The sequence below is a fragment of the Enterobacter cloacae complex sp. P43RS genome (assembly GCF_014930585.1).
Taxonomy (GTDB): Bacteria; Pseudomonadota; Gammaproteobacteria; order Enterobacterales; family Enterobacteriaceae; genus Enterobacter; species Enterobacter bugandensis.
In genome coordinates this window covers 275,559-296,924 of sequence record NZ_JADBRJ010000006.1, presented here as the reverse complement: position 1 = coordinate 296,924, position 21,366 = coordinate 275,559, and the positions used below count along the sequence as shown (strand labels likewise).

Here is a 21,366-nt window from a genome sequence, read left to right as displayed (position 1 = left end):
TTGTCCGAAGACATTAAGAATCCATGTCACTTTGAGTGCCCACACAGATTGTCTGATAAATTGTTAAAGAGCAGTGCCGCTTCGTTTTCGCTGCGGCGCGGGGTGTGCATATTACGCTTTCCCGCTTCAGAGTCAAGCGTTTATTTTCGCTGTTCTCTGCTGACCCGGCGGCGTGTGTGCCGTTGTTCCGTGTCAGTGGAGGCGCATTATAGGGCGTTATTCTTAAGTGACAAGAGGAAATTCAAAAAAAGTTTCTGACCGTGTTTTTTTTCACCAACAGAGGTGATATCAAGCTACAAATTGTTCTATTTGATGTATCTGCAACCACAATCACATTCGAGGTGGCATAATTAACAGCATGAAACATTAAGGAATAAAAGCGATGCCATTAAGCGCACAACAGCTGGCCGCCCAAAAAAATCTGTCCTATGTGCTGGCAGAAAAGCTGGCGCAGCGGATTTTAGCGGGTAAATATGCCCCGGGGAGCATCCTGCCGGGTGAATTGGAGCTGGGTGAGCAGTTTGGAGTAAGCCGTACCGCGGTTCGCGAGGCGGTGAAAACCCTGACGGCAAAAGGCATGGTGCTTCCACGCCCTCGTATTGGCACGCGCGTGATGCCACAGAATAACTGGAATTTTCTCGATCAGGAGCTGCTCTCCTGGTGGATGACCGAAGACAACTTTCATCAGGTCGTCGATCACTTTCTTGTAATGCGCAGCAGCCTTGAACCTCAGGCATGCCTGCTTGCCGCCACGCTCGGGACAGCAGAGCAGAAAGCGCAGCTTAACGCACTCATGGAAGAGATGGTGTTCCTGAAAAAACACTTCAACCGGGAACGATGGATTGAGGTCGATATGGCCTGGCATGAACATATCTATATGATGAGCGCCAATCCGTTCCTCACTTCCTTTGCTTCGTTATTCCATTCGGTGTACCACACCTACTTTACCTCTATTACACAAGACGAAGTGGTAAAGCTGGATTTGCATCAGGCGATAGTAGATGCCATTCAGGAGAGCGACGGGCAGCGAGCCCTGACTGCATGTCAGGCATTGCTGACCGCACCAACCCACCAGCAGGTAAATAAATGACAGAGAAAAAAGCGCGCAGCATGGCCGGATTGCCGTGGATTGCAGCCATGGCGTTCTTTATGCAGGCACTGGATGCCACCATCCTCAATACGGCGCTTCCCGCCATTGCGCAAAGCCTTAACCGCTCCCCGCTGGCAATGCAGTCTGCCATCATCAGCTACACCCTCACGGTGGCGATGTTGATCCCGGTAAGTGGCTGGCTGGCCGATCGCTTCGGTACCCGCAGAGTTTTCATGCTGGCCGTAACGCTCTTTACGCTCGGTTCACTGGCCTGCGCGCTATCCACTTCATTAACGGAGCTGGTTATCTTTCGCGTACTGCAGGGAATAGGCGGCGCGATGATGATGCCGGTGGCGCGCCTCGCTTTGCTGCGTGCCTACCCACGCAGCGAACTGCTCCCCGTACTCAACTTTGTCACCATGCCGGGGCTGGTCGGCCCAATACTTGGCCCGGTCCTCGGGGGTGTGCTGGTTACCTGGGCAAGCTGGCACTGGATTTTCCTGATTAATATTCCGATTGGCGTGGCAGGGCTGATCTATGCCCGCAAATATATGCCGAACTTCACCACGCCAAGGCGCAGCTTCGATATGGGCGGCTTTTTCCTGTTTGGACTGAGCCTGGTGCTGTTCTCCAGTGGCATGGAGCTCATTGGCGAGAAGCTCGTTGAAACGTGGCTGGCGCTCGCCGTCATCCTCAGTGGTATTCTGCTGTTCCTTCTTTATATACGCCATGCGCGTCGTCACCCGACACCGCTTATCTCTTTATCTCTTTTTAACACCCGAACCTTTTCCGTCGGGATCGCGGGCAATATTGCCTCACGTCTGGGCACGGGCTGCGTACCGTTCCTGATGCCATTGATGCTGCAGGTGGGGTTCGGCTACCCGGCGCTGATTGCCGGCTGCATGATGGCGCCCACGGCAATGGGTTCCATTCTGGCGAAATCAACGGTCACGCAGGTACTGCGCTGGTTTGGCTATCGCAAAACGCTGGTTGGCGTGACGGTCTTTATCGGTCTGATGATTGCGCAGTTCTCGCTGCAATCCGCGGCGTTACCGGTCTGGATGTTGATCCTGCCGCTGTTTGTGCTGGGAATGGCGATGTCAACGCAGTTTACGTCGATGAACACCATCACCCTTGCGGACCTGACCGACGAGAACGCGAGCAGCGGCAACAGCGTACTGGCGGTGACCCAACAGCTGTCGATCAGCCTCGGGGTAGCCGTGAGTGCGGCGGTGCTGCGGTTTTATGAAGGGTTTGACGGCACGAATACCGTTGAGCAGTTCCACTATACCTTTATCACCATGGGCGCGCTTACCGTGGTGTCGGCGCTGGTCTTTATGTTGTTAAAACCGAAAGATGGCCGGAACCTGATTAAAGAGCGTCACAAAGAGAAAGCTAAACTGAACCGCGTTCCATCAGAACAGGAGTAAGCTGCAAACGTTGCTGTTGCAGCGTGGGCTGCGCCATACGGTGGATCAACACGTCGATGGCCAACTCACCCAGTTCATCCTTCGGCTGATGGATCGTGGTCAGCGGCGGCGTCATGTAGCGCGCCAGTTCGATATCATCGTAGCCCACGATAGCCATATCGTCCGGAACGCGCAGTCCCGCCTGATACAGCGCCTGATAGGCACCAAACGCCATCGCATCGTTGCCGATAAACACCGCCTGCGGGCGAGGCTCTTGCGCCAGCAGCGTCTGCATTGCCTCGAAACCGCCGTTAAACTCGAAATCGCCTGTGATGCGATAGCCATCAGGAATGGCAAGCCCTGCCCGCTCCATTGCCGAAAGATAGCCTTCCAGACGCAAGCGCGCCGGGGTTTTATCCAGCGGTCCGGTAATGCAGGCAATGCGGGTATGGCCTTTATCAATCAGGTGCTGCGTCGCCATATCGCCGCCCAGCAGCGAGTTATCCTGAATCAGATCGCTGGTCCCGTCGAACGGCGCCCAGTCCATCATTACCGTTGGAATAGAAGGATAGCGCTGAATGATCTCTTTTGAAGGTTGATGCGTTTCGGTACAGAGCAGCAGCAGCCCGTCGACGCGTTTTTGCATCAGCGTTTCCAGGTTGCGGTTCATGCGCTGCTCGTCGCCTTCGGTATTGCACAGCACCAGACTGTAGCCACGCTCGAAGCAGCTGCGCTCTACGCCACGAACAAGTTCAGAATAGAAAGGATTGGTACTGGCCGTGATCAGCATGCCGATGGTGCGCGTCTGGTTAAGCTTCAGACTGCGCGCCAGCGCCGACGGCGCATAGTTAAGATCTTTTACTGCGGCTTCGACTTTCTCCCGAATCGCCTCGCTGACGAAGCGGTCGTTATTAATAACGTGAGAGACGGTCGAAGTAGAAACGCCCGCCATGCGGGCGACATCTTTCATCGTAGCCAAGCGTTACCCCTGCTGACTTAAGAATTCATCGATCTCTTTACGCCACGGAACAGAAGGCTGTGCGCCTTTGCGCGTCACCGCAATCGCGGCGGCGGCATGCGCAAAGCGGATCGCGTCATCCATCGCTTTTCCTTCCAGCAATGCCGTCACCAGCGCACCGTTGAAGGTGTCTCCAGCGGCGATGGTATCGATGGCTTTGACCTTAAAGCCCGGCACGCGACGGCCTTCGCCATTGACGCTAGCCCACACCCCGCGGCTACCAAGAGTAATGATAACGGTCCCGATGCCTTTTGCATGCAGCACTTTCGCCGCACGCGCGGCATCATTGTCATTTTCAACGCGAATGCCCGTCAGCTTTTCCGCTTCGGTTTCGTTCGGCGTAATGATGTCCACCAGTGCCAGCAGTTCATCTGATAATACACGGGCAGGCGCAGGGTTAAGTACGACAGTTGTATGATTTTCATGCGCAATTTTCGCGGCGGTCAGCACGCTTTCAACCGGAGACTCCAGCTGCATCAGCAGGGCTTCCGCTCCGGCGATGATCCCACGCTGCGCTTCGACGCGTTCAGTCGTTAACGCGGCGTTAGCCCCCGCATGAATACCGATGACATTCTCACCTTCCGCATTGACGAAGATCAGCGCCACACCGGTAGATTCCCCTTCAACAACGCTGACGGGTGCAGTATCGATGTTGTCACTTGCCAGCTGCTTGCGTACGCGCTCGCCGGTATCGTCATCACCCGTACAGGCGATAAACGCGATATTCGCCCCGCTGCGCCCGGCGGCAACTGCCTGATTTGCGCCCTTACCGCCGAACGCGACCTGATACTGATTGCCGGTGACGGTTTCGCCCGGAGTGGGGAACGTTTCAAGGTTAAGAATGTGATCGGCATTGATACTGCCAAGGACGACGAGGTTGCCTGCGGTTTTCATGTATTGAGGTGTCCATCTGAGAGCGCCACCGGTATTACCCGGTGGCGTATGCCACACTTTTCTTTTATTTGGTGTCCCTCAGGCAGCCAGCGACTGCCTGAATCGCCTTTACTGCTTAATGACCAGCTTCAGGTCAACAGGGTATTTGGCCTGAACTTTTTCGCCCTTCAGCACTTTGTCGGCAGTTTCAACGCCAGTCGCGCCAATCTGCTCAGGCAGCTGAGCGATGGTCGCAGCCAGTTTGCCATCATTTACTGCTTTTTCACCATCCGGCGTGCCGTCAAATCCGACAACCATCACATCTGATTTACCCGCAGTCTGGAGCGCACGCAGCGCACCGAGCGCCATCTCATCGTTCTGTGCAAATACCGCCTGCACATCTGGATGCGCGGTCAGCAGGTTCTGCATGACGTTCAGACCCTTAGTACGGTCGAAGTCTGCCGGTTGGCTGGCCAGCACGTTGAATTTATGTGCAGCCACGGCCTGCTGGAAGCCTTCACCACGCTCGCGGGCTGCAGAAGTCCCGGCAATGCCCTGCAGTTCGATAACTTTCGCGCCTTCACCGGCTTTCTTCGCGATGTAGTCACCAGCAATTTTACCGCCCAGCACGTTATCAGACGCAATGTGGCTCACAACTTCGCCTTTCGTTGCCTGACGGTCCAGAGTGATCACCGGAATTTTCGCCTGGTTTGCCATCTTCACGGCGTTGCCTACGGCATCAGAATCGGTTGGGTTGATCAGCAGAATTTTGGTGCCACGAACGGTTAAGTCCTGAACGTTAGCCAGCTCTTTCGCCGGGTTGTTCTGAGAATCCAGCACCACCAGGTTGTAGCCCAGTTTGTCCGCTTCTTTCTGCGCACCGTCCTTCAGGGAGACGAAGAACGGGTTGTTCAGGGTAGAGACAACCAGCGCGATGGTATCTTTCGCCATGGCGTTAGCACTTACGGTTGCGCTCAGCGCGACAGCGGAAACCAGGGTAGCCAGTTTTTTCATGTTCATATCTAAGATGTCCTGTAGTGTCGTCAGTTACTGTTTTTTGTTGTCTACCAGTACCGCCAGCAAAATCACCACTGCCTTAACGATCATCTGGTAATAGGAGGAAACACCTAACAAATTCAAACCATTATTCAGGAAACCGAGGATCAGTGCGCCGATCAATGTCCCAACTATGCGACCTTTACCGCCCGCAAGGCTCGTACCGCCCAGAACCACCGCCGCGATGGCATCCAGCTCGTACCCCGTCCCCGCCGTTGGCTGTGCGGAAGAGAGGCGCGCCACTTCGATGATGCCCGCCAGAGAGGCCAGCAGGCCGCACAGGGAGTACACGATAATTTTGACTTTATTAACGCTGATACCGGACAGGCGCGTGGCCGCTTCGTTACCACCCAGCGCATAGATATAACGGCCCAGGCGGGTATGGTGCAGCATGTACCACGCCGCCAGGAAGACGATAGCCATGATCCAGACCGGGGTCGGGACACCCAGCGGGCGACCGATACCGAACCAGCCAAACAGATCCGCGTTATCCGTAAACCCGGTATTCACCGGGCTACCGTTGGTGTAAACCATGGTCACACCGCGCAGCAGCAGCATCATCACCAGCGTGGCGATAAACGCCTGAACGCGGCCTTTTGCCACAATCACGCCAGTTACGGCACCAATCGCCGCGCCAGCCGCCAGTGCAGCCGCAACGGCCACCAGCGCGTTGACCTCAATTCCCACAATTGAAGCGGCGATCGCACCGGTGAGCGCCAGCAGGGAACCGACGGACAGATCGATACCCGAGGTCAAAATCACCAGCGTCATGCCGACCGCCATAATGGCGTTCACCGACGTCTGCTGCAGAATGTTGAACAGATTATTGACGGTAAAAAAGTTCGGGCTCATGGTCGAGACAATCGCGATCAGCACCAGCAGGGCAATCAGCGATTTTTGTTCCATCAGCCATGCCTTTGTGAAATAGCGGCGACCAGAAACAGCCTGGGTAGTCATCTTCTTACTCCTGATTCACGCGATTAAGCTTGCCCACAGCGGCAGCCATCAGAACTTCCTGGGTGGCCTGCTCGCGAGTGAATTCACCGCCGAGATGCCCTTCATGCATGACGATAATGCGATCGCTCATGCCTAATACTTCTGGCATCTCGGAAGAGACCAGAATGATGCTCAGACCGTCGGCCTTGAACTGGTTAATCAGCTGATAGATCTCTTTTTTCGCGCCCACGTCCACGCCGCGGGTTGGCTCGTCGAGAATCAGCACCTTCGGGCGCGTCATCAGCCCGCGGGCAATCGCCACTTTCTGCTGATTCCCGCCGGACAGCAGGCCAATAGCCTGCTCCATCGACGGGGTTTTAACGTTGAAGAGACGGATAAAATCACTGACCGCCTGCTGCTCATCTTTATGCTTCAGGCTGCCGCCGCTGTGGCTGAAATAGCGCAGCGCGGTGAGGGACATATTCTCTTTCACCGACATGCCCAGCACTAAGCCGTCGCGCTTGCGGTCTTCGGAGATATAGACGATGCCGTTCGCCAGCCCGTCCTGCGGCGAGCGGGTCACCACTTCATGGCCGTCAAGGGTAACGTAACCGCTGGTGCGCGGCAGTGCGCCGTACAGCACTTTCATCAGCTCGGTACGGCCCGCGCCCATCAGGCCCGCCACGCCCAGGATCTCGCCCTGACGCAGGGTAAAGGTCACATCATTTACGCCCGGGCCGCAGAGATTATCTACCTTCAGGCGGATCTCGCCCGGCGCTTTGTCCAGATGCGGATATTGGTCTTCGAGCTTACGTCCCACCATCATTTCGATCAGCGTATCTTCGGTCAGCGTCGCCACTTCGCGCTCGGCGATAAACTGGCCGTCGCGGAAGACGGTCACGTCGTCGCAAATTTCGAAGATCTCTTTCATGCGGTGAGAGATATAGACAATGCCGCGTCCCTGCGCTTTCAGCTCGCGGATCACGCGGAACAGGGATTCGGTTTCGGTATCGGTCAGGGCATCGGTCGGTTCATCCATAATGATGACCTTCGACTCGAAGCTCAGCACCTTCGCGATTTCCACCATCTGCTGATCGCCGATGGAAAGGTCGCCCACCAGGCGGTCACTCTTAAAGCGCAGGTTCAGCTTCGCCAGCAGCTTGTCCGCTTCGGCGTACATGGTTTTCCAGTCGATTTTGCCGAACCGGTTCACGAACTCGCGGCCCAGGAAGATGTTCTCCGCAATGGTCAGCTGCGGGATCAGGTTCAGCTCCTGGTGAATAATGCCGATGCCCGCTTCCTGAGAGGATTTCGGGCCGTTAAAGGTGGTTTCTTTACCCAGCCAAACGAGTGAACCGGCATCGCGCTGGTAGATCCCGGTCAGCACTTTCATCATGGTGGATTTGCCGGCACCGTTTTCGCCCACCAGCGCCATCACGCGTCCAGGGTAGACGTTAAGCGCCGCACCGGAGAGGGCTTTTACGCCCGGGAACGACTTATCGATCCCTTTGAGTTGCAGTAATGCGTCCATGATGGCCTCAGAAGGTGACGCCAGCACAGAGAATGATATTCGCATACGGGGAACACTCCCCGCTGCGAATCACCGCCTGACTGTCTGCGGTTTGTTGTTTGAACTGTTCGTGCGTTGTGTAACGAATTTCTATGGTGTTTCCCTGGTGTTGTTGCAGTTGCTCAATGTGGCTGAGCAACGTTTCGTGGAGTTGCGGATTATGTTGTTTGATTTCCGCCGCGAGAATGGCCGCCTCAACCTGCATCTCCGCCGTCACCACCTCCAGTACCTGCATAAACGAGGGCACGCCCTGCGTTAACGCCATATCGATACGGGTTGTGCTGCGCGGAACCGGTAAGCCTGCATCGCAAACCACCAGCGTATCGGTATGCCCAAGACGGGAAATAACCGATGAGATTTCTGAGTTGAGAACCGTGCCTTTCTTCATTTTCTTGCTCCACTAGCGAAACGTTTCGCTAAAAATAGTGTAGCCGCATAAATGTTCAGAAAACCATCATGACGTAACGGATTTGTGATCAACGTCGAAACGTTTCGCTAAGTGAAATGGAGGGGAGGTAAATGCAAAACGGTAACCGTCAGGTTACCGTTTTAGATGTTTGCGCCCTCTCCCTGTGGGAGAGGGACGGGGTGAGGGCATCAGGCCGCACGGAGACTTAAATCTCGACCTGCGTCCCCAGCTCAATGACGCGGTTAGGCGGGATCTCAAACTGGTCAGGCGCGCGCAGGGCGTTACGCTGCAGGATGAGATACAGCTTACCGCGCAGACGCAGGTACCACGGGCGCTTGCCGATGATCAGCGACTCGTGGGACATAAAGAACGACGTCTCCATCATCCGGCAGCTTAACCCTTCCAGACCGCAGCGGTGGAACACCTCTTCCACGTTCGGCGTTTCGCGCCAGCCGTAGCTCGCCACCACGCGCCAGAAGGTCGGGGACAGCTGCTCAATCTGTACGCGGCGCACGTTGTGAACGTACGGCGCATCTTCGGTGCGCAGCGTCAGCAGGATCACGCGCTCGTGCAGCACTTTGTTGTGCTTAAGGTTATGCATCAGCGCAAACGGGATCACATTCAGGGCACGAGACATGTAAACCGCGGTACCCGGCACGCGCACCGGCGGGGATTTCTCCAGCGACGCGATCATCGCCTCCAGAGAATTACCGTGCTCATGCATGCGGCGCAGCAGGCGGAAGCGCTCGCTTTTCCATGTGGTCATGACAATGAACATCAACAGGCCCAGCGTCAGCGGCAGCCAGCCACCGGAGACAATTTTGTCGAGGTTCGCAGAGAACAGCGGCACGTCAATGCACAGGAAGCCCACCAGAATCATCCCCACGAGGAACTTATTCCAGTGCCAGTTGCGGTACGCCACCGTGGTGGAGAGAAGCGACGTCAGCACCATCGTACCGGTCACGGCAATACCGTAGGCCGCCGCCAGATTACTGGAGTGTTCGAAGCTAACAATCACGATCACAACAGCAAAATAGAGCAGCCAGTTAACGAACGGGATGTAGATCTGGCCCGACTCCATCTCTGAGGTATGGATGATGCGCATTGGCGAGAGATATCCCAGACGAACGGCCTGACGGGTCAGAGAGAACACCCCGGAAATCACCGCCTGAGAGGCAATCACGGTCGCCAGCGTTGCGAGGATCAGCATAGGCACCAGCGCCCAGTCAGGTGCCAGCAGGAAGAATGGGTTCTTAATCGCTTCCGGGTTCTTGAGCAACAACGCGCCCTGACCGAAGTAGTTAAGCACCAGCGACGGGAGCACCACAATAAACCATGCCACGCGGATAGGCAGCTTCCCGAAATGCCCCATGTCAGCATAGAGCGCCTCCACACCGGTGATGGAGAGCACGACCGCACCCAGCGCCACGAAGGAAACCACTTTGTATTCAAGGAAGAAATGCACCGCCCAGTAAGGGTTTAGCGCATGCAGCACGTCCGGGTTCGCAATAATGCTGCGCAAACCGAGCGCCGCCAGGATCAGGAACCAGGCCAGCATAATCGGCGCAAACAGTTTGCCCACCAGCCCGGTACCGTGTTTCTGGATCATGAACAGCAGCGTCAACACGATGATTGCCAGCGGGACAACCCAGGCATCAAGCTGCGGGGCAATAATCTCCAGCCCTTCAATCGCCGAGAGCACCGAGATAGCCGGTGTTATCACCACTTCCCCGTAGAAGAAGCTGCCACCTATCAGGCCGATAATCACCAGCACAGACGTCATTCTGGCCGAGGTATTGCGACCGGCAAGGGACATCAGGGTCAGGATCCCGCCTTCGCCCGCATTATCTGCACGCATAACGAAGGAGAGATATTTAACGGAAACGACCAGAATCAGCAGCCAGAAGATGAGGGACAGGAAGCCAAACACGGCATCGCGCTCAACACCAAAGCCAAACTGGCCGGACAAACATTCACGAAGCGTATAAAGTGGGCTGGTGCCGATATCACCGTAGACAACCCCGATCGCCGCAAGCGTTATTGCGGGTAATGATTGCTTATTATCAGTGCTCATAGACTAGTCTTTTCGTTTAAATAACAAATGTGTTCCTGTCCCTTGGTCCACAAAAAGCGCACAGTATGCACGATTCATTGCAAAATCGTACCCCTAAATGCAACCGCATTAATGTAGCGCAAAGAAAATTGCGCCGCACTTCAGCCTATTACCAGCCCTGACTGAAACGTCTATACTCGCTTCAATTGGCCGCCACAACGGCGAAAGGATGCAAAACTATTATGGCTCACTCACATTTATTAGCAGAAAGAATTTCCCGCCTCAGCAGCGCGCTGGAGAAAGGCCTTTACGAGCGTAGCCACGCCATTCGCCTTTGCCTGCTGGCGGCATTGAGCGGTGAAAGCGTATTTCTGCTGGGACCGCCGGGCATTGCCAAAAGTTTGATTGCACGCCGCCTAAAGTTCGCTTTCCAGAACGCTCGCGCATTCGAGTATTTGATGACGCGCTTCTCCACGCCAGAAGAAGTTTTCGGCCCGCTTTCTATTCAGGCGCTGAAAGATGAAGGGCGCTATGAGCGTCTGACGGCGGGCTATCTCCCGGAAGCGGAAATCGTCTTTCTTGATGAGATCTGGAAAGCCGGCCCGGCCATTCTGAATACCCTGCTGACGGCAATCAACGAACGCCGCTTCCGCAACGGCGCGAGCGAAGAGAAGATCCCCATGCGCCTGCTGGTGGCCGCGTCAAACGAACTGCCCGAAGCCGACAGCAGCCTGGAAGCGCTGTATGACCGTATGCTGATCCGCCTGTGGCTGGATAAAGTCCAGGATAAATCAAACTTCCGTTCAATGCTGGTGAGCCAGCAGGACGAAAACGAAAACCCGGTGGCACCTTCACTGCAGGTGACGGACGAGGAGTACCATCAGTGGCAGGAAGAGATCGGCAAAATTAAGCTGCCCGACGCCGTCTTTGAGCTGATCTTCATGCTGCGCCAGCAGCTTGATTCCCTGCCTTCCGCCCCGTACGTCTCGGATCGTCGCTGGAAAAAAGCGATCCGTCTGCTCCAGGCCAGCGCGTTGTTCAGCGGTCGCGACGCGGTCGCCCCTATCGATCTGATCCTGCTAAAAGACTGCCTCTGGCACGACGCAGAAGGCATGAACCTGATGCAGCAGCAGCTGGACGTTTTGATGACCGGGCACGCCTGGGGGCAGCAGGCGATGCTCAACCAGCTGGGGGCGATTGCCCAACGGCGCATTCAGCTCCAGCAGCAGCAAAGCGATAAAACCGCGCTAAAAGTGAACCGACTGGGCGGCATGTTCGCCCGCAAACCGCATTACGAGCTACCCGCCGATCTGACCGGCACGACGCTGACACTGCTGCTCCAGCAGCCCCTCAAGCTGCATGATATGCAGGTGGTGCACATTACGATTGAGCGCGAGCCGCTGGCGCAGTGGCTGGATAAGGGCGGGGAGATCCGCGGAAAGCTCAACGGCATCGGTTTCGCGCAGCCGCTGAATATGGAAGTGGACAGCAGCCAGCACCTGGTGATCCGCGACGTGAGCCTTCAGGGATCGCGTCTTGCGCTTCCCGGCACCGCCTCGGACAGCGTGCCGGAAGAGATTAAACAGCAGCTGGAAGCGCTGGATACCGAATGGCATCAGCAGCACACCCGCTTCAGCGAGCAGCAAAAATGCCTCTTTATTCATAGCGACTGGCTAGGTCGCATTGAAGCCAGCCTGCAGGACGTCAGCGCGCAGATCAAACAGGCGCGTCAATGCTAACGCTGGACACGCTCAATATGATGCTGGCCGTCAGCGAGGAAGGGTTGATCGAGGAGGTGGTGATTACCCTTCTGGCATCGCCGCAGCTGGCGGCCTTCTTTGAAAAATTCCCGAAACTCAAAAAAGCGATGACGGACGATCTCCCGCGCTGGCGCGACAATCTGCGGCAGCGGTTTAAGGAGACAGAAGTCCCGCCCGAACTGACGGAGGAAGTCGCGGCCTATCAGCAGTGTCAGCGGCTATCGACGCCACAGTTTATCGTCCAGATCCCGCAAACCCTTACCCTGCTCGATAAAGTCCACTCTCCGTTTGCCAGCCAGGCCAGAACGCTGGTCACAGAAAACGTCACCTTTACCCCGGCGCTGCACACGCTCTTTTTACAGCGCTGGCGCCTGAGCCTGGTCGTCCAGGCTACCACGCTGAACCAACAGCTTCTGGATGAAGAACGGGAACAGCTGCTCAGCGAAGTCCAGGAACGCATGACGCTGAGTGGCCAGCTCGAGGAGGTGCTGGTAGAAAATGAAAACGCCGCTGGTCGCCTCTGGGATATGAGCGCCGGGCAGCTGCGGCGCGGGGATTATCAGCTGATCGTGAAGTACGGCGACTTTCTTACCCAGCAGCCGGAGCTGATGAAGCTCGCGGAACAGCTCGGCCGCTCGCGAGAGGCCAAATCGGTCCCAAAGAAAGATGCCCCGATGGAAACCTTCCGCACCCTTGTACGCGAACCGGCTACCGTGCCGGAGCAGGTCGACGGACTCCAGCAAAGCGATGACATCCTGCGCCTGCTGCCGACCGAGCTAAGCACGCTGGGGATGACCGAACTGGAGTATGAGTTTTACCGTCGGCTGGTGGAAAAACAGCTTCTCACCTATCGGCTGCACGGCGAAGCCTGGCGAGATAAGCTCAGCCAGCGCCCGGTCGTGCATCAGGACTTTGATGAGCAGCCGCGCGGGCCGTTTATTGTCTGCGTGGATACGTCCGGCTCAATGGGTGGCTTTAACGAGCAGTGTGCGAAGGCGTTCTGTCTGGCGCTGATGCGCGTGGCGCTCGCTGACCGCCGTCGCTGCTTTATCATGCTCTTCTCCAGCGAAGTCGTGGGCTACGAGCTGACGAACCAGCAGGGCATTGAGCAGGCCATCCGCTTTTTAAGCCAACGTTTTCGCGGCGGCACCGATCTGGCCAGCTGTTTTCGCAGCATTGTAGAACGGATGCAGGGCGGCGACTGGTACGACGCTGACGCGGTGGTGATTTCCGATTTCATTGCCCAGCGGCTGCCGGAAGATGTGGTAAATAAAGTGAAGGAGCTGCAGCGCGTGCACCAGCACCGTTTTCATGCCGTGGCGATGTCCGCACATGGAAAACCCGGCATCATGCGCATCTTCGATCATATCTGGCGCTTTGATACCGGGTTGCGTAGCCGCCTGCTCAGACGCTGGCGGCGTTAATTAAAGAAGAGAATCGACGCTTTCACGTACCTGCTGCGGCCAGACCCCACACTGCACTTGACCAATATGAGACAGTTGCAGCAGCAGCATGGTCAGACGGGACTGCCCGATACCGCCGCCGATGGTCTGCGGCATTTCACCGCGCAACAGCGCCTGATGCCACTCTAATTTAAGGCGATCTTCATCACCGGTCACCGCCAGCTGGCGCTTCAGCGCCTCTGCATCCACGCGGATCCCCATCGAAGAGAGCTCAAACGCATCTTCCAGAACCGGGTTCCAGACCAGAATATCGCCGTTCAGACCGGCATATTCGCTTTCGCCCGCGGTGCTCCAGTCATCATAATCCGGCGCACGAACGTCGTGCCGTTTGCCATCAGACAGTTTGCCGCCGATGCCAATCAGAAATACCGCGCCCAGTTCTTTGGCGATCGCCCGCTCGCGGCCTTTGGCATCCAGATCCGGGAAGCGGCTCAGCAGTTCCTGGCTGTGGACAAAGTGGATCGTATCCGGCAGGAACGGTACCAGACCAAACTCTTTGCTCACGGCCGCTTCGGTCGCTTTGATCCCCGCGTAGATCGCCTCAACGGTGGATTTCAGCGTACCGACATGACGCTCGCCGTCACCCATCACGCGCTCCCAGTCCCACTGGTCAACGTAGACAGAGTGAATCGGGGAGAGGCGGTCTTCATCGGGGCGAAGGGCTTTCATGTGCGTGTAGAGCCCTTCGCCCGCGCTGAAGTCGTGTTGTCCCAGGGTTTGACGCTTCCACTTCGCCAGGGAATGCACCACTTCGAACTGTGCATCTGGCAGTGTTTTCACTTTCACCTGTACCGCTTTTTCGCATCCAGACAGGTTATCCTGCGTCCCGTCACCCACGCGGCTAAGAATCGGCGCCTGAACTTCAATAAGACCAAGCTTCTCTTCCAGCTGGCGGGAAAAATGGGATTTTACGAAACTGATCTGGCGTTGTTTTGCGATGTAAGCGGTTTTCATTATTTATACTCCTGCGTCCTGTTGATAATGATTAAGCAACAGAACCGGCACTTAATTCAATAACCCATCAACAAAAAGCCACCTTCACTTTTGATTCGTTAAAATAAGACGCTAGAATAGACGTATTCATTAATCTTCATAAGAAAAAGCTATGGAAAATTATCAGATCGACAATCTGGACCGCGGCATCCTTGAGGCCTTAATGGCCAATGCCCGTACAGCCTACGCCGAACTGGCGAAACAGTTTGGCGTCAGCCCGGGAACCATTCACGTTCGCGTAGAGAAGATGAAGCAGGCAGGGATCATTACCGGTGCCCGCATCGACGTCAGCCCGAAGCAGCTGGGTTACGACGTCTGCTGCTTCATCGGCATTATTCTTAAAAGCGCAAAAGATTACCCCTCCGCGCTGGCAAAGCTGAACGCGCTCGATGAAGTCACCGAGGCGTACTACACCACCGGGCACTACAGCATCTTTATCAAGGTGATGTGTCGATCCATCGATGCCCTCCAGCAGGTACTTATCAACAAGATCCAAACAATCGATGAAATTCAGTCCACCGAGACACTGATCTCCCTGCAAAACCCGATCATGCGTACCATCCGCCCGTGATCGGGCAAATTCATTCCCACATTTTCCACAGGTAGATCCCAGCTCGTTCACAGCGTACAATGATCCCCTCTTTATCTGAGCGAGCGATCAATGGCGGACATTACCCTTATCAGCGGCAGCACTCTTGGCGGTGCGGAATACGTAGCGGAACATCTGGCTGAAAAGCTGGAAGATGCAGGCTTTTCTACACAAACGCTGCACGGGCCGCTGCTTGAAGATCTCCCGGCTGACGGGGTCTGGCTGCTGATCACCTCCACTCACGGCGCGGGCGATCTGCCGGATAACCTGCAACCTTTATATGACGAACTGCTGGAACAGCAGCCCGACCTGTCAAACGTCCGTTTTGGCGCAGTGGGGATCGGCAGTCGTGAATATGACACCTTTTGCGGGGCAATAGAGAAGGTCGAAGCCGCTGTTACCGCTTGCGGAGCAAAACAGCTGGGTGAAACGCTCAAGATCAACATCCTCGATCATGACATTCCGGAAGATCCAGCCGAGATCTGGCTCGCGGAATGGAAAAATTTACTCAAAAACGATTAAAGATCGCGCGAACAGATGTGGATAACTCTGGTTAAAAGCTCGTATTAACCCGTAGTTATCCAAAGAACAACCCTAGCGTCGTTTTTGACCTGTGTATAAAGTCGCGATCTGATCCCAGCTTATACGGTCCTGGATCACCGATCATTCACAGCAAACGATCCTTCCTAACTGCATGATCTTATTTGCAGGATCGGACTTATCCACACGTGTCCGCGATCCTAATAAGAGATCACAATAGAACAGATCTCTAAATAAAAAGATCTTCTTTTTAATAGCCCAGGATCCCAATGCTTTCTCGAAAGACTAAAGTTGAGTAGAATCCACGGCCCGGGCTTCAATCCATTTTCATACCGCTTTACGCGAGGCAGACCACCATGTTTTATCAGGATCCTTTTGACGTCATCATCATTGGCGGGGGTCATGCAGGCACTGAGGCCGCAATGGCCGCAGCGCGAATGGGTCAGCAGACCCTGCTTTTGACACACAATATCGACACGCTGGGACAAATGTCCTGTAATCCGGCGATTGGCGGCATTGGGAAAGGACACCTGGTAAAAGAAGTGGATGCACTTGGCGGCCTGATGGCGAAAGCGATCGATCATGCGGGCATTCAGTTTAGGATACTAAACGCGAGTAAAGGCCCTGCTGTTCGCGCCACTCGTGCGCAGGCAGACCGCGTGCTTTACCGCCAGGCCGTGCGCACCGCGCTGGAGAACCAGCCGAACCTGATGATCTTCCAGCAGGCGGTAGAAGATCTTATCGTTGAGAACGATCGCGTCGTGGGCGCCGTGACCCAGATGGGCCTCAAGTTCCGCGCCAAAGCCGTGGTGCTGACGGTCGGGACATTCCTGGACGGCAAAATCCATATTGGTCTGGACAACTACAGCGGTGGCCGTGCTGGCGATCCGCCGTCCATTCCGCTGTCTCGTCGTCTGCGTGAACTGCCGCTGCGCGTCAGCCGTCTGAAAACCGGCACGCCGCCGCGTATCGATGCGCGCACCATTGATTTCAGCGTACTGGCCCAACAGCACGGCGATAACCCGATGCCGGTTTTCTCGTTCATGGGCAACGCGGCGCAACACCCGCAGCAGGTACCGTGCTACATCACGCATACCAACGAAAAAACCCATGACGTGATCCGCAATAACCTCGATCGCAGCCCAATGTACGCTGGCGTGATCGAAGGGATCGGCCCGCGTTACTGCCCGTCGATCGAAGACAAAGTGATGCGCTTTGCCGATCGTAACCAGCATCAGATCTTCCTGGAGCCGGAAGGGCTGACCTCGAACGAAATTTACCCGAACGGCATCTCCACCAGCCTGCCCTTCGACGTGCAGATGCAAATTGTTCGCTCAATGCAGGGGATGGAGAATGCGAAAATCGTTCGCCCTGGCTACGCTATTGAGTACGATTTCTTCGACCCGCGTGACCTGAAGCCGACGCTGGAGAGCAAATTCATCCACGGCCTGTTCTTCGCGGGGCAGATTAACGGCACCACCGGCTACGAAGAAGCCGCAGCGCAGGGTTTGCTTGCCGGTCTGAACGCTGCCCGCTTCTCTGCCGAGAAAGAGGGCTGGGCGCCGGCGCGTTCTCAGGCCTATCTGGGCGTTTTGGTCGACGATCTCTGCACGCTGGGCACCAAAGAACCGTACCGTATGTTTACCTCTCGCGCGGAATATCGTCTGATGCTGCGCGAGGACAACGCCGACCTGCGTCTGACCGAGATAGGCCGGGAGCTGGGTCTGGTGGATGACGAACGCTGGGCGCGCTTCAACGAGAAGCTGGAACGTATTGAACAGGAGCGTCAGCGCCTGAAAACCACGTGGGTAAACCCACAGGCGGAAACCGCTGCCGAAGTGAACGCTCACTTAACAGCGCCGCTGTCGCGTGAAGCCAGCGGCGAAGATCTGCTGCGTCGTCCTGAAGTCACCTACGAGAATCTGGTCAAACTGACCGCGTTCGCACCGGGCCTTGAAGACGCTGAAGCTGCCGAGCAGGTCGAAATTCAGGTGAAGTACGAAGGCTACATCGCGCGTCAGCAGGATGAGATCGAAAAACAGCAGCGCAACGAAAACACGCTGCTGCCGGAAATGCTGGATTACCGTCAGGTGACGGGCCTTTCCAACGAAGTGATCGCTAAGCTGAACGATCACAAACCGGTATCGATTGGCCAGGCCTCCCGTATCTCGGGCGTTACGCCGGCGGCGATTTCGATCCTGCTGGTGTGGCTGAAAAAGCAGGGCATGCTGCGTCGTAGCGCGTAATTGACATTGCTTTTGGCGGGTGGCGCTTCGCTGACCCGCCCTACTTATTCGTAGGCCCGGTAAGCGGCAGCGCCACCGGGCAAAAAAACTCTCAACAGGTATTCACCGTGCTCAACAAACTCTCTCGTCTGCTTGATCAGGCAGGTATTTCGCTCACCGATCACCAGAAAAACCAGCTGGTGGCGTATGTCGATATGCTGAACAAATGGAATAAAGCGTACAACCTGACGTCTGTGCGCGATCCCAACGAGATGCTGGTTCGCCATATTCTCGATAGTATCGTGGTGGCGCCGTACCTGAAAGGTGGACGTTTTATCGACGTGGGGACGGGGCCGGGTTTGCCGGGCGTTCCGCTGTCTATTGTCCGACCTGAGAGCCATTTCACGCTGCTGGACAGCCTGGGCAAGCGCGTGCGCTTTTTACGCCAGGTTCAGCATGAACTGAAGCTCGATAACATCACGCCTGTACAGAGCAGGGTAGAGGAGTTTCCGGCAGAGCCGCCGTTTGACGGCGTTATCAGCCGTGCGTTTGCTTCGCTCAATGACATGGTGAGCTGGTGTAAGCATCTGCCGGCAGAAGATGGCCGTTTTTATGCGCTGAAAGGACAGCTGCCCGGTGATGAAATTGAACAGCTTCCGGACGGTTTTAGCGTTGAAACCATCGAGAAATTAAACGTTCCGCAGCTCGACGGTGAACGTCATCTGGTGATAATTAAGCCAAACAATTTTTAAAAAAATAATAAAAAATGTGGAATTTGTGCTGTTCTGAGTATGTTAAAAAACAGCACAACTACCCGGGATTAACCAGAGAGCGTTTAACCGCTTTTTTACCAGGGATTTTCTTGCGGTTAACCTCAAGTCGATTATTCATCGCGAAGATAGTCAACTATGAAAATATCAGCCTGCTAAAAGTGGAAGGCTGTAACCAGAACGCAATGTTAATTATTTATTAAGAATGTCAATAAAAGGTTTTTATTGTGTACGGGGCTGTTTTGAAAATAGTTGCGATATTTTGTGTTTAATTTCAGAAAGATAATCCTGGGCGATTTACGGCTTTGATAAATACAACCTTATCGCAAATGTGTGTTTTGTGATCTCGTGCACGCTTTGTAGTCAACGTTTTCGCGCTGTTTGCAGTTTTGCTCGAAGGTCGGTGCTTTCTACGAAAGTTAAAAAATAGCGCTGGGGAAAAATATTTAAACATTTATTCACCTTTTCGCTACTTAATGTTTGAAATCACGGGTACGCACCGTATAATTTGTCCGCTTTTTGATGCTTGACTCTGAGCCTTAAAGGACGTTTTATACGACACGCGGCATACCTCGAAGGGAGCAGGAGTAAAAACGTGATGTCTGTGTCGCTCTTGAGTAGAAACGTTGCTCGTAAGCTTCTGTTCATTCAGTTTCTGGCTGTGATAGCAAGTGGACTGCTGTTTAGCCTCAAAGACCCCTTCTGGGGCATCTCCGCCGTGTGCGGGGGTTTGGCGGTCGTGCTGCCAAACGTGTTGTTTATGATTTTTGCCTGGCGTCATCAGGCGCATACACCCGCCAAAGGCCGCGTGGCCTGGTCCTTCGCCCTCGGCGAAGTGTGTAAGGTGTTGCTGACCTTTGCTCTACTGGTGATGGCGCTGGCGGTTTTGAAAGTGGTATTCATGCCGCTGATAGCAACGTGGGTTTTGGTGCTGGTGGTACAAGTTCTGGCTCCAGCTGTAATCAATAACAAAGGGTAAAAGGCATCATGGCTTCAGAAAATATGACGCCGCAGGATTACATAGGTCACCATCTGAATAACCTTCAGCTGGACCTGCGTACATTCTCGCTGGTGGATCCACATAACCCCCCGGCCACCTTCTGGACGATCAACATCGACTCCATGTTCTTCTCGGTGGTTTTGGGTCTTCTGTTCCTGGCCATGTTCCGCAGCGTTGCTAAAAAAGCGACCAGCGGTGTTCCAGGGAAATTCCAGACGTTCGTTGAGATGATCATCGGCTTCGTCCATGGCAGCGTGAAAGACATGTACCATGGTAAGAGCAAGCTGATTGCTCCGCTGGCCCTGACCGTGTTCGTTTGGGTCTTCCTGATGAACCTGATGGACCTGCTGCCAATTGACCTGCTGCCGTTCATCGGCGAGCACATCTTCGGCCTGCCTGCGCTGCGTGTTGTACCGTCTGCGGACGTGAACATCACCCTGTCTATGGCGCTGGGCGTGTTTATCCTGATTCTTTTCTACAGCATCAAAATGAAAGGCGTAAGCGGCTTTGTGAAAGAGCTTACCTTGCAGCCGTTCAACCACTGGGCGTTTATTCCGGTCAACCTGATCCTGGAAGGCGTTAGCCTGCTGTCCAAACCTGTTTCACTGGGTCTGCGACTGTTCGGCAACATGTATGCGGGTGAGCTGATTTTCATTCTGATCGCGGGTCTTCTGCCGTGGTGGTCACAGTGGGTTCTGAATGTGCCATGGGCCATTTTCCACATCCTGATCATTACGCTGCAAGCCTTTATCTTCATGGTTCTGACGATCGTCTATCTGTCGATGGCGTCTGAAGAGCACTGATTTTTTACCAACACTACTACGTTTTAATTGAAACAAACTGGAGACTGTCATGGAAAACCTGAATATGGATCTGCTGTACATGGCTGCCGCTGTGATGATGGGTCTGGCGGCTATCGGTGCTGCGATCGGTATCGGCATCCTCGGAGGTAAATTCCTGGAAGGCGCAGCGCGTCAACCTGATCTGATTCCTCTGCTGCGTACTCAGTTCTTTATCGTTATGGGTCTGGTGGATGCTATCCCAATGATCGCTGTAGGTCTGGGTCTGTACGTGATGTTTGCTGTCGCGTAGTAGTTGTTTTAAAACCCCAAGCCACAGAAATTTAAGAGGTATTGTGCTGTGAACATGAACGCAACAATCCTCGGCCAGGCCATCGCGTTTATTCTCTTTGTCTGGTTCTGCATGAAGTATGTATGGCCGCCTTTAATGGCTGCCATCGAAAAACGTCAGAAAGAAATTGCTGACGGTCTGGCTTCCGCAGAACGCGCTAAGAAAGATTTGGACCTTGCACAGGCCAACGCGACAGACCAGCTGAAAAAAGCGAAAGCTGAAGCTCAGGTAATCATTGAACAGGCTAACAAGCGCCGTTCTCAGATCCTGGACGAAGCCAAAGCTGAAGCAGAACAGGAACGTACTAAGATCGTGACACAGGCTCAGGCTGAAATTGAAGCTGAGCGTAAACGTGCTCGTGAAGAACTGCGTAAGCAGGTTGCGATTCTGGCTGTTGCTGGCGCCGAGAAGATCATCGAACGTTCCGTGGATGAAGCTGCTAACAGCGACATCGTGGACAAACTTGTCGCTGAACTGTAAG

The 21,366-nt window shown here is 54.9% G+C and carries 20 protein-coding genes; 12 read left to right on the top strand and 8 right to left on the bottom strand.

Annotation, left to right across the window (positions count from 1 at the left end):
• Positions 1-382 precede the first annotated feature (382 nt).
• Positions 383-1,090, top strand: a complete 708-nt coding sequence (locus tag IM294_RS15000) for a FadR/GntR family transcriptional regulator (RefSeq protein WP_028014903.1) — start codon at positions 383-385, stop codon at positions 1,088-1,090.
• On the top strand, positions 1,087-2,520 hold the full coding sequence (gene mdtD, locus IM294_RS14995; RefSeq protein WP_126818349.1) for a multidrug transporter subunit MdtD: 1,434 nt from the start codon (positions 1,087-1,089) through the stop codon (positions 2,518-2,520). The genes IM294_RS15000 and mdtD overlap by 4 nt, the downstream gene beginning before the upstream one ends.
• Here the strand turns inward: mdtD and rbsR are convergent.
• The 7 genes from rbsR to kup form a co-directional block, all read right to left on the bottom strand.
• Positions 2,486-3,478: a ribose operon transcriptional repressor RbsR gene (rbsR, locus tag IM294_RS14990; RefSeq protein ID WP_028014905.1), complete on the bottom strand. Its 993-nt coding sequence runs from the start codon at positions 3,476-3,478 to the stop codon at positions 2,486-2,488. The genes mdtD and rbsR overlap by 35 nt on opposite strands.
• Positions 3,479-3,481: 3 nt before the next feature.
• Positions 3,482-4,411 (bottom strand): ribokinase, encoded by a 930-nt coding sequence (rbsK, locus tag IM294_RS14985; protein ID WP_045631283.1) that lies wholly within the window; start codon positions 4,409-4,411, stop codon positions 3,482-3,484.
• A 108-nt stretch (positions 4,412-4,519) separates the two neighbouring features.
• Positions 4,520-5,410, bottom strand: a complete 891-nt coding sequence (rbsB, locus tag IM294_RS14980) for a ribose ABC transporter substrate-binding protein RbsB (protein WP_010426610.1) — start codon at positions 5,408-5,410, stop codon at positions 4,520-4,522.
• Between the two features lie 27 nt (positions 5,411-5,437).
• The gene (gene rbsC / locus IM294_RS14975; protein ID WP_006808742.1) at positions 5,438-6,403 is read right to left on the bottom strand and encodes a ribose ABC transporter permease; all 966 of its coding nucleotides are present in this window, start codon (positions 6,401-6,403) and stop codon (positions 5,438-5,440) included.
• Positions 6,404-6,407: 4 nt separating this feature from the next.
• Positions 6,408-7,913, bottom strand: coding sequence for a ribose ABC transporter ATP-binding protein RbsA (rbsA, locus tag IM294_RS14970; protein ID WP_041911754.1), 1,506 nt, complete (start codon positions 7,911-7,913; stop codon positions 6,408-6,410).
• A 7-nt stretch (positions 7,914-7,920) separates the two neighbouring features.
• Complete coding sequence (gene rbsD / locus IM294_RS14965) at positions 7,921-8,340, bottom strand: D-ribose pyranase (protein WP_003862392.1); 420 nt, start codon at positions 8,338-8,340, stop codon at positions 7,921-7,923.
• A 226-nt stretch (positions 8,341-8,566) separates the two neighbouring features.
• Positions 8,567-10,435 (bottom strand): low affinity potassium transporter Kup, encoded by a 1,869-nt coding sequence (gene kup, locus IM294_RS14960; RefSeq protein ID WP_041911753.1) that lies wholly within the window; start codon positions 10,433-10,435, stop codon positions 8,567-8,569.
• Positions 10,436-10,656: 221 nt separating this feature from the next.
• Between kup and ravA the strand changes: the two genes are divergently transcribed.
• Both ravA and viaA read left to right on the top strand, forming a co-directional pair.
• Positions 10,657-12,153, top strand: coding sequence for an ATPase RavA (ravA, locus tag IM294_RS14955; RefSeq protein ID WP_049001581.1), 1,497 nt, complete (start codon positions 10,657-10,659; stop codon positions 12,151-12,153).
• On the top strand, positions 12,147-13,598 hold the full coding sequence (gene viaA, locus IM294_RS14950) for an ATPase RavA stimulator ViaA (RefSeq protein ID WP_126818351.1): 1,452 nt from the start codon (positions 12,147-12,149) through the stop codon (positions 13,596-13,598). Before ravA ends, viaA begins: the two co-directional genes overlap by 7 nt.
• Here the strand turns inward: viaA and asnA are convergent, their stop codons facing one another.
• Positions 13,599-14,591: an aspartate--ammonia ligase gene (gene asnA, locus IM294_RS14945; RefSeq protein WP_041911750.1), complete on the bottom strand. Its 993-nt coding sequence runs from the start codon at positions 14,589-14,591 to the stop codon at positions 13,599-13,601.
• A gap of 151 nt (positions 14,592-14,742) precedes the next feature.
• Here asnA and asnC point away from each other — a divergent pair, with 151 nt between their 5' ends.
• The 8 genes from asnC to atpF all read left to right on the top strand — a co-directional run bounded on the left by asnC (position 14,743) and on the right by atpF (position 21,365).
• Positions 14,743-15,201, top strand: a complete 459-nt coding sequence (gene asnC / locus IM294_RS14940) for a transcriptional regulator AsnC (RefSeq protein WP_008500198.1) — start codon at positions 14,743-14,745, stop codon at positions 15,199-15,201.
• 90 nt (positions 15,202-15,291) lie between these two features.
• Positions 15,292-15,741 carry an FMN-binding protein MioC gene (gene mioC, locus IM294_RS14935; protein ID WP_041911749.1) on the top strand — a complete coding sequence of 150 codons (450 nt, stop codon included), beginning with the start codon at positions 15,292-15,294 and terminating at the stop codon, positions 15,739-15,741.
• A gap of 374 nt (positions 15,742-16,115) precedes the next feature.
• Positions 16,116-18,005 (top strand): tRNA uridine-5-carboxymethylaminomethyl(34) synthesis enzyme MnmG, encoded by a 1,890-nt coding sequence (gene mnmG, locus IM294_RS14930; RefSeq protein ID WP_045261176.1) that lies wholly within the window; start codon positions 16,116-16,118, stop codon positions 18,003-18,005.
• A gap of 107 nt (positions 18,006-18,112) precedes the next feature.
• The gene (rsmG, locus tag IM294_RS14925; RefSeq protein ID WP_028014915.1) at positions 18,113-18,736 is read left to right on the top strand and encodes a 16S rRNA (guanine(527)-N(7))-methyltransferase RsmG; all 624 of its coding nucleotides are present in this window, start codon (positions 18,113-18,115) and stop codon (positions 18,734-18,736) included.
• Positions 18,737-19,352: 616 nt separating this feature from the next.
• Positions 19,353-19,733, top strand: coding sequence for a F0F1 ATP synthase subunit I (atpI, locus tag IM294_RS14920; protein ID WP_008500194.1), 381 nt, complete (start codon positions 19,353-19,355; stop codon positions 19,731-19,733).
• Between the two features lie 8 nt (positions 19,734-19,741).
• Positions 19,742-20,557, top strand: coding sequence for a F0F1 ATP synthase subunit A (gene atpB, locus IM294_RS14915; RefSeq protein WP_028014916.1), 816 nt, complete (start codon positions 19,742-19,744; stop codon positions 20,555-20,557).
• 49 nt (positions 20,558-20,606) lie between these two features.
• Positions 20,607-20,846 (top strand): F0F1 ATP synthase subunit C, encoded by a 240-nt coding sequence (gene atpE / locus IM294_RS14910; RefSeq protein ID WP_000429386.1) that lies wholly within the window; start codon positions 20,607-20,609, stop codon positions 20,844-20,846.
• Between the two features lie 48 nt (positions 20,847-20,894).
• Positions 20,895-21,365 (top strand): F0F1 ATP synthase subunit B, encoded by a 471-nt coding sequence (gene atpF, locus IM294_RS14905; RefSeq protein ID WP_003862370.1) that lies wholly within the window; start codon positions 20,895-20,897, stop codon positions 21,363-21,365.
• Position 21,366 lies beyond the last annotated feature (1 nt).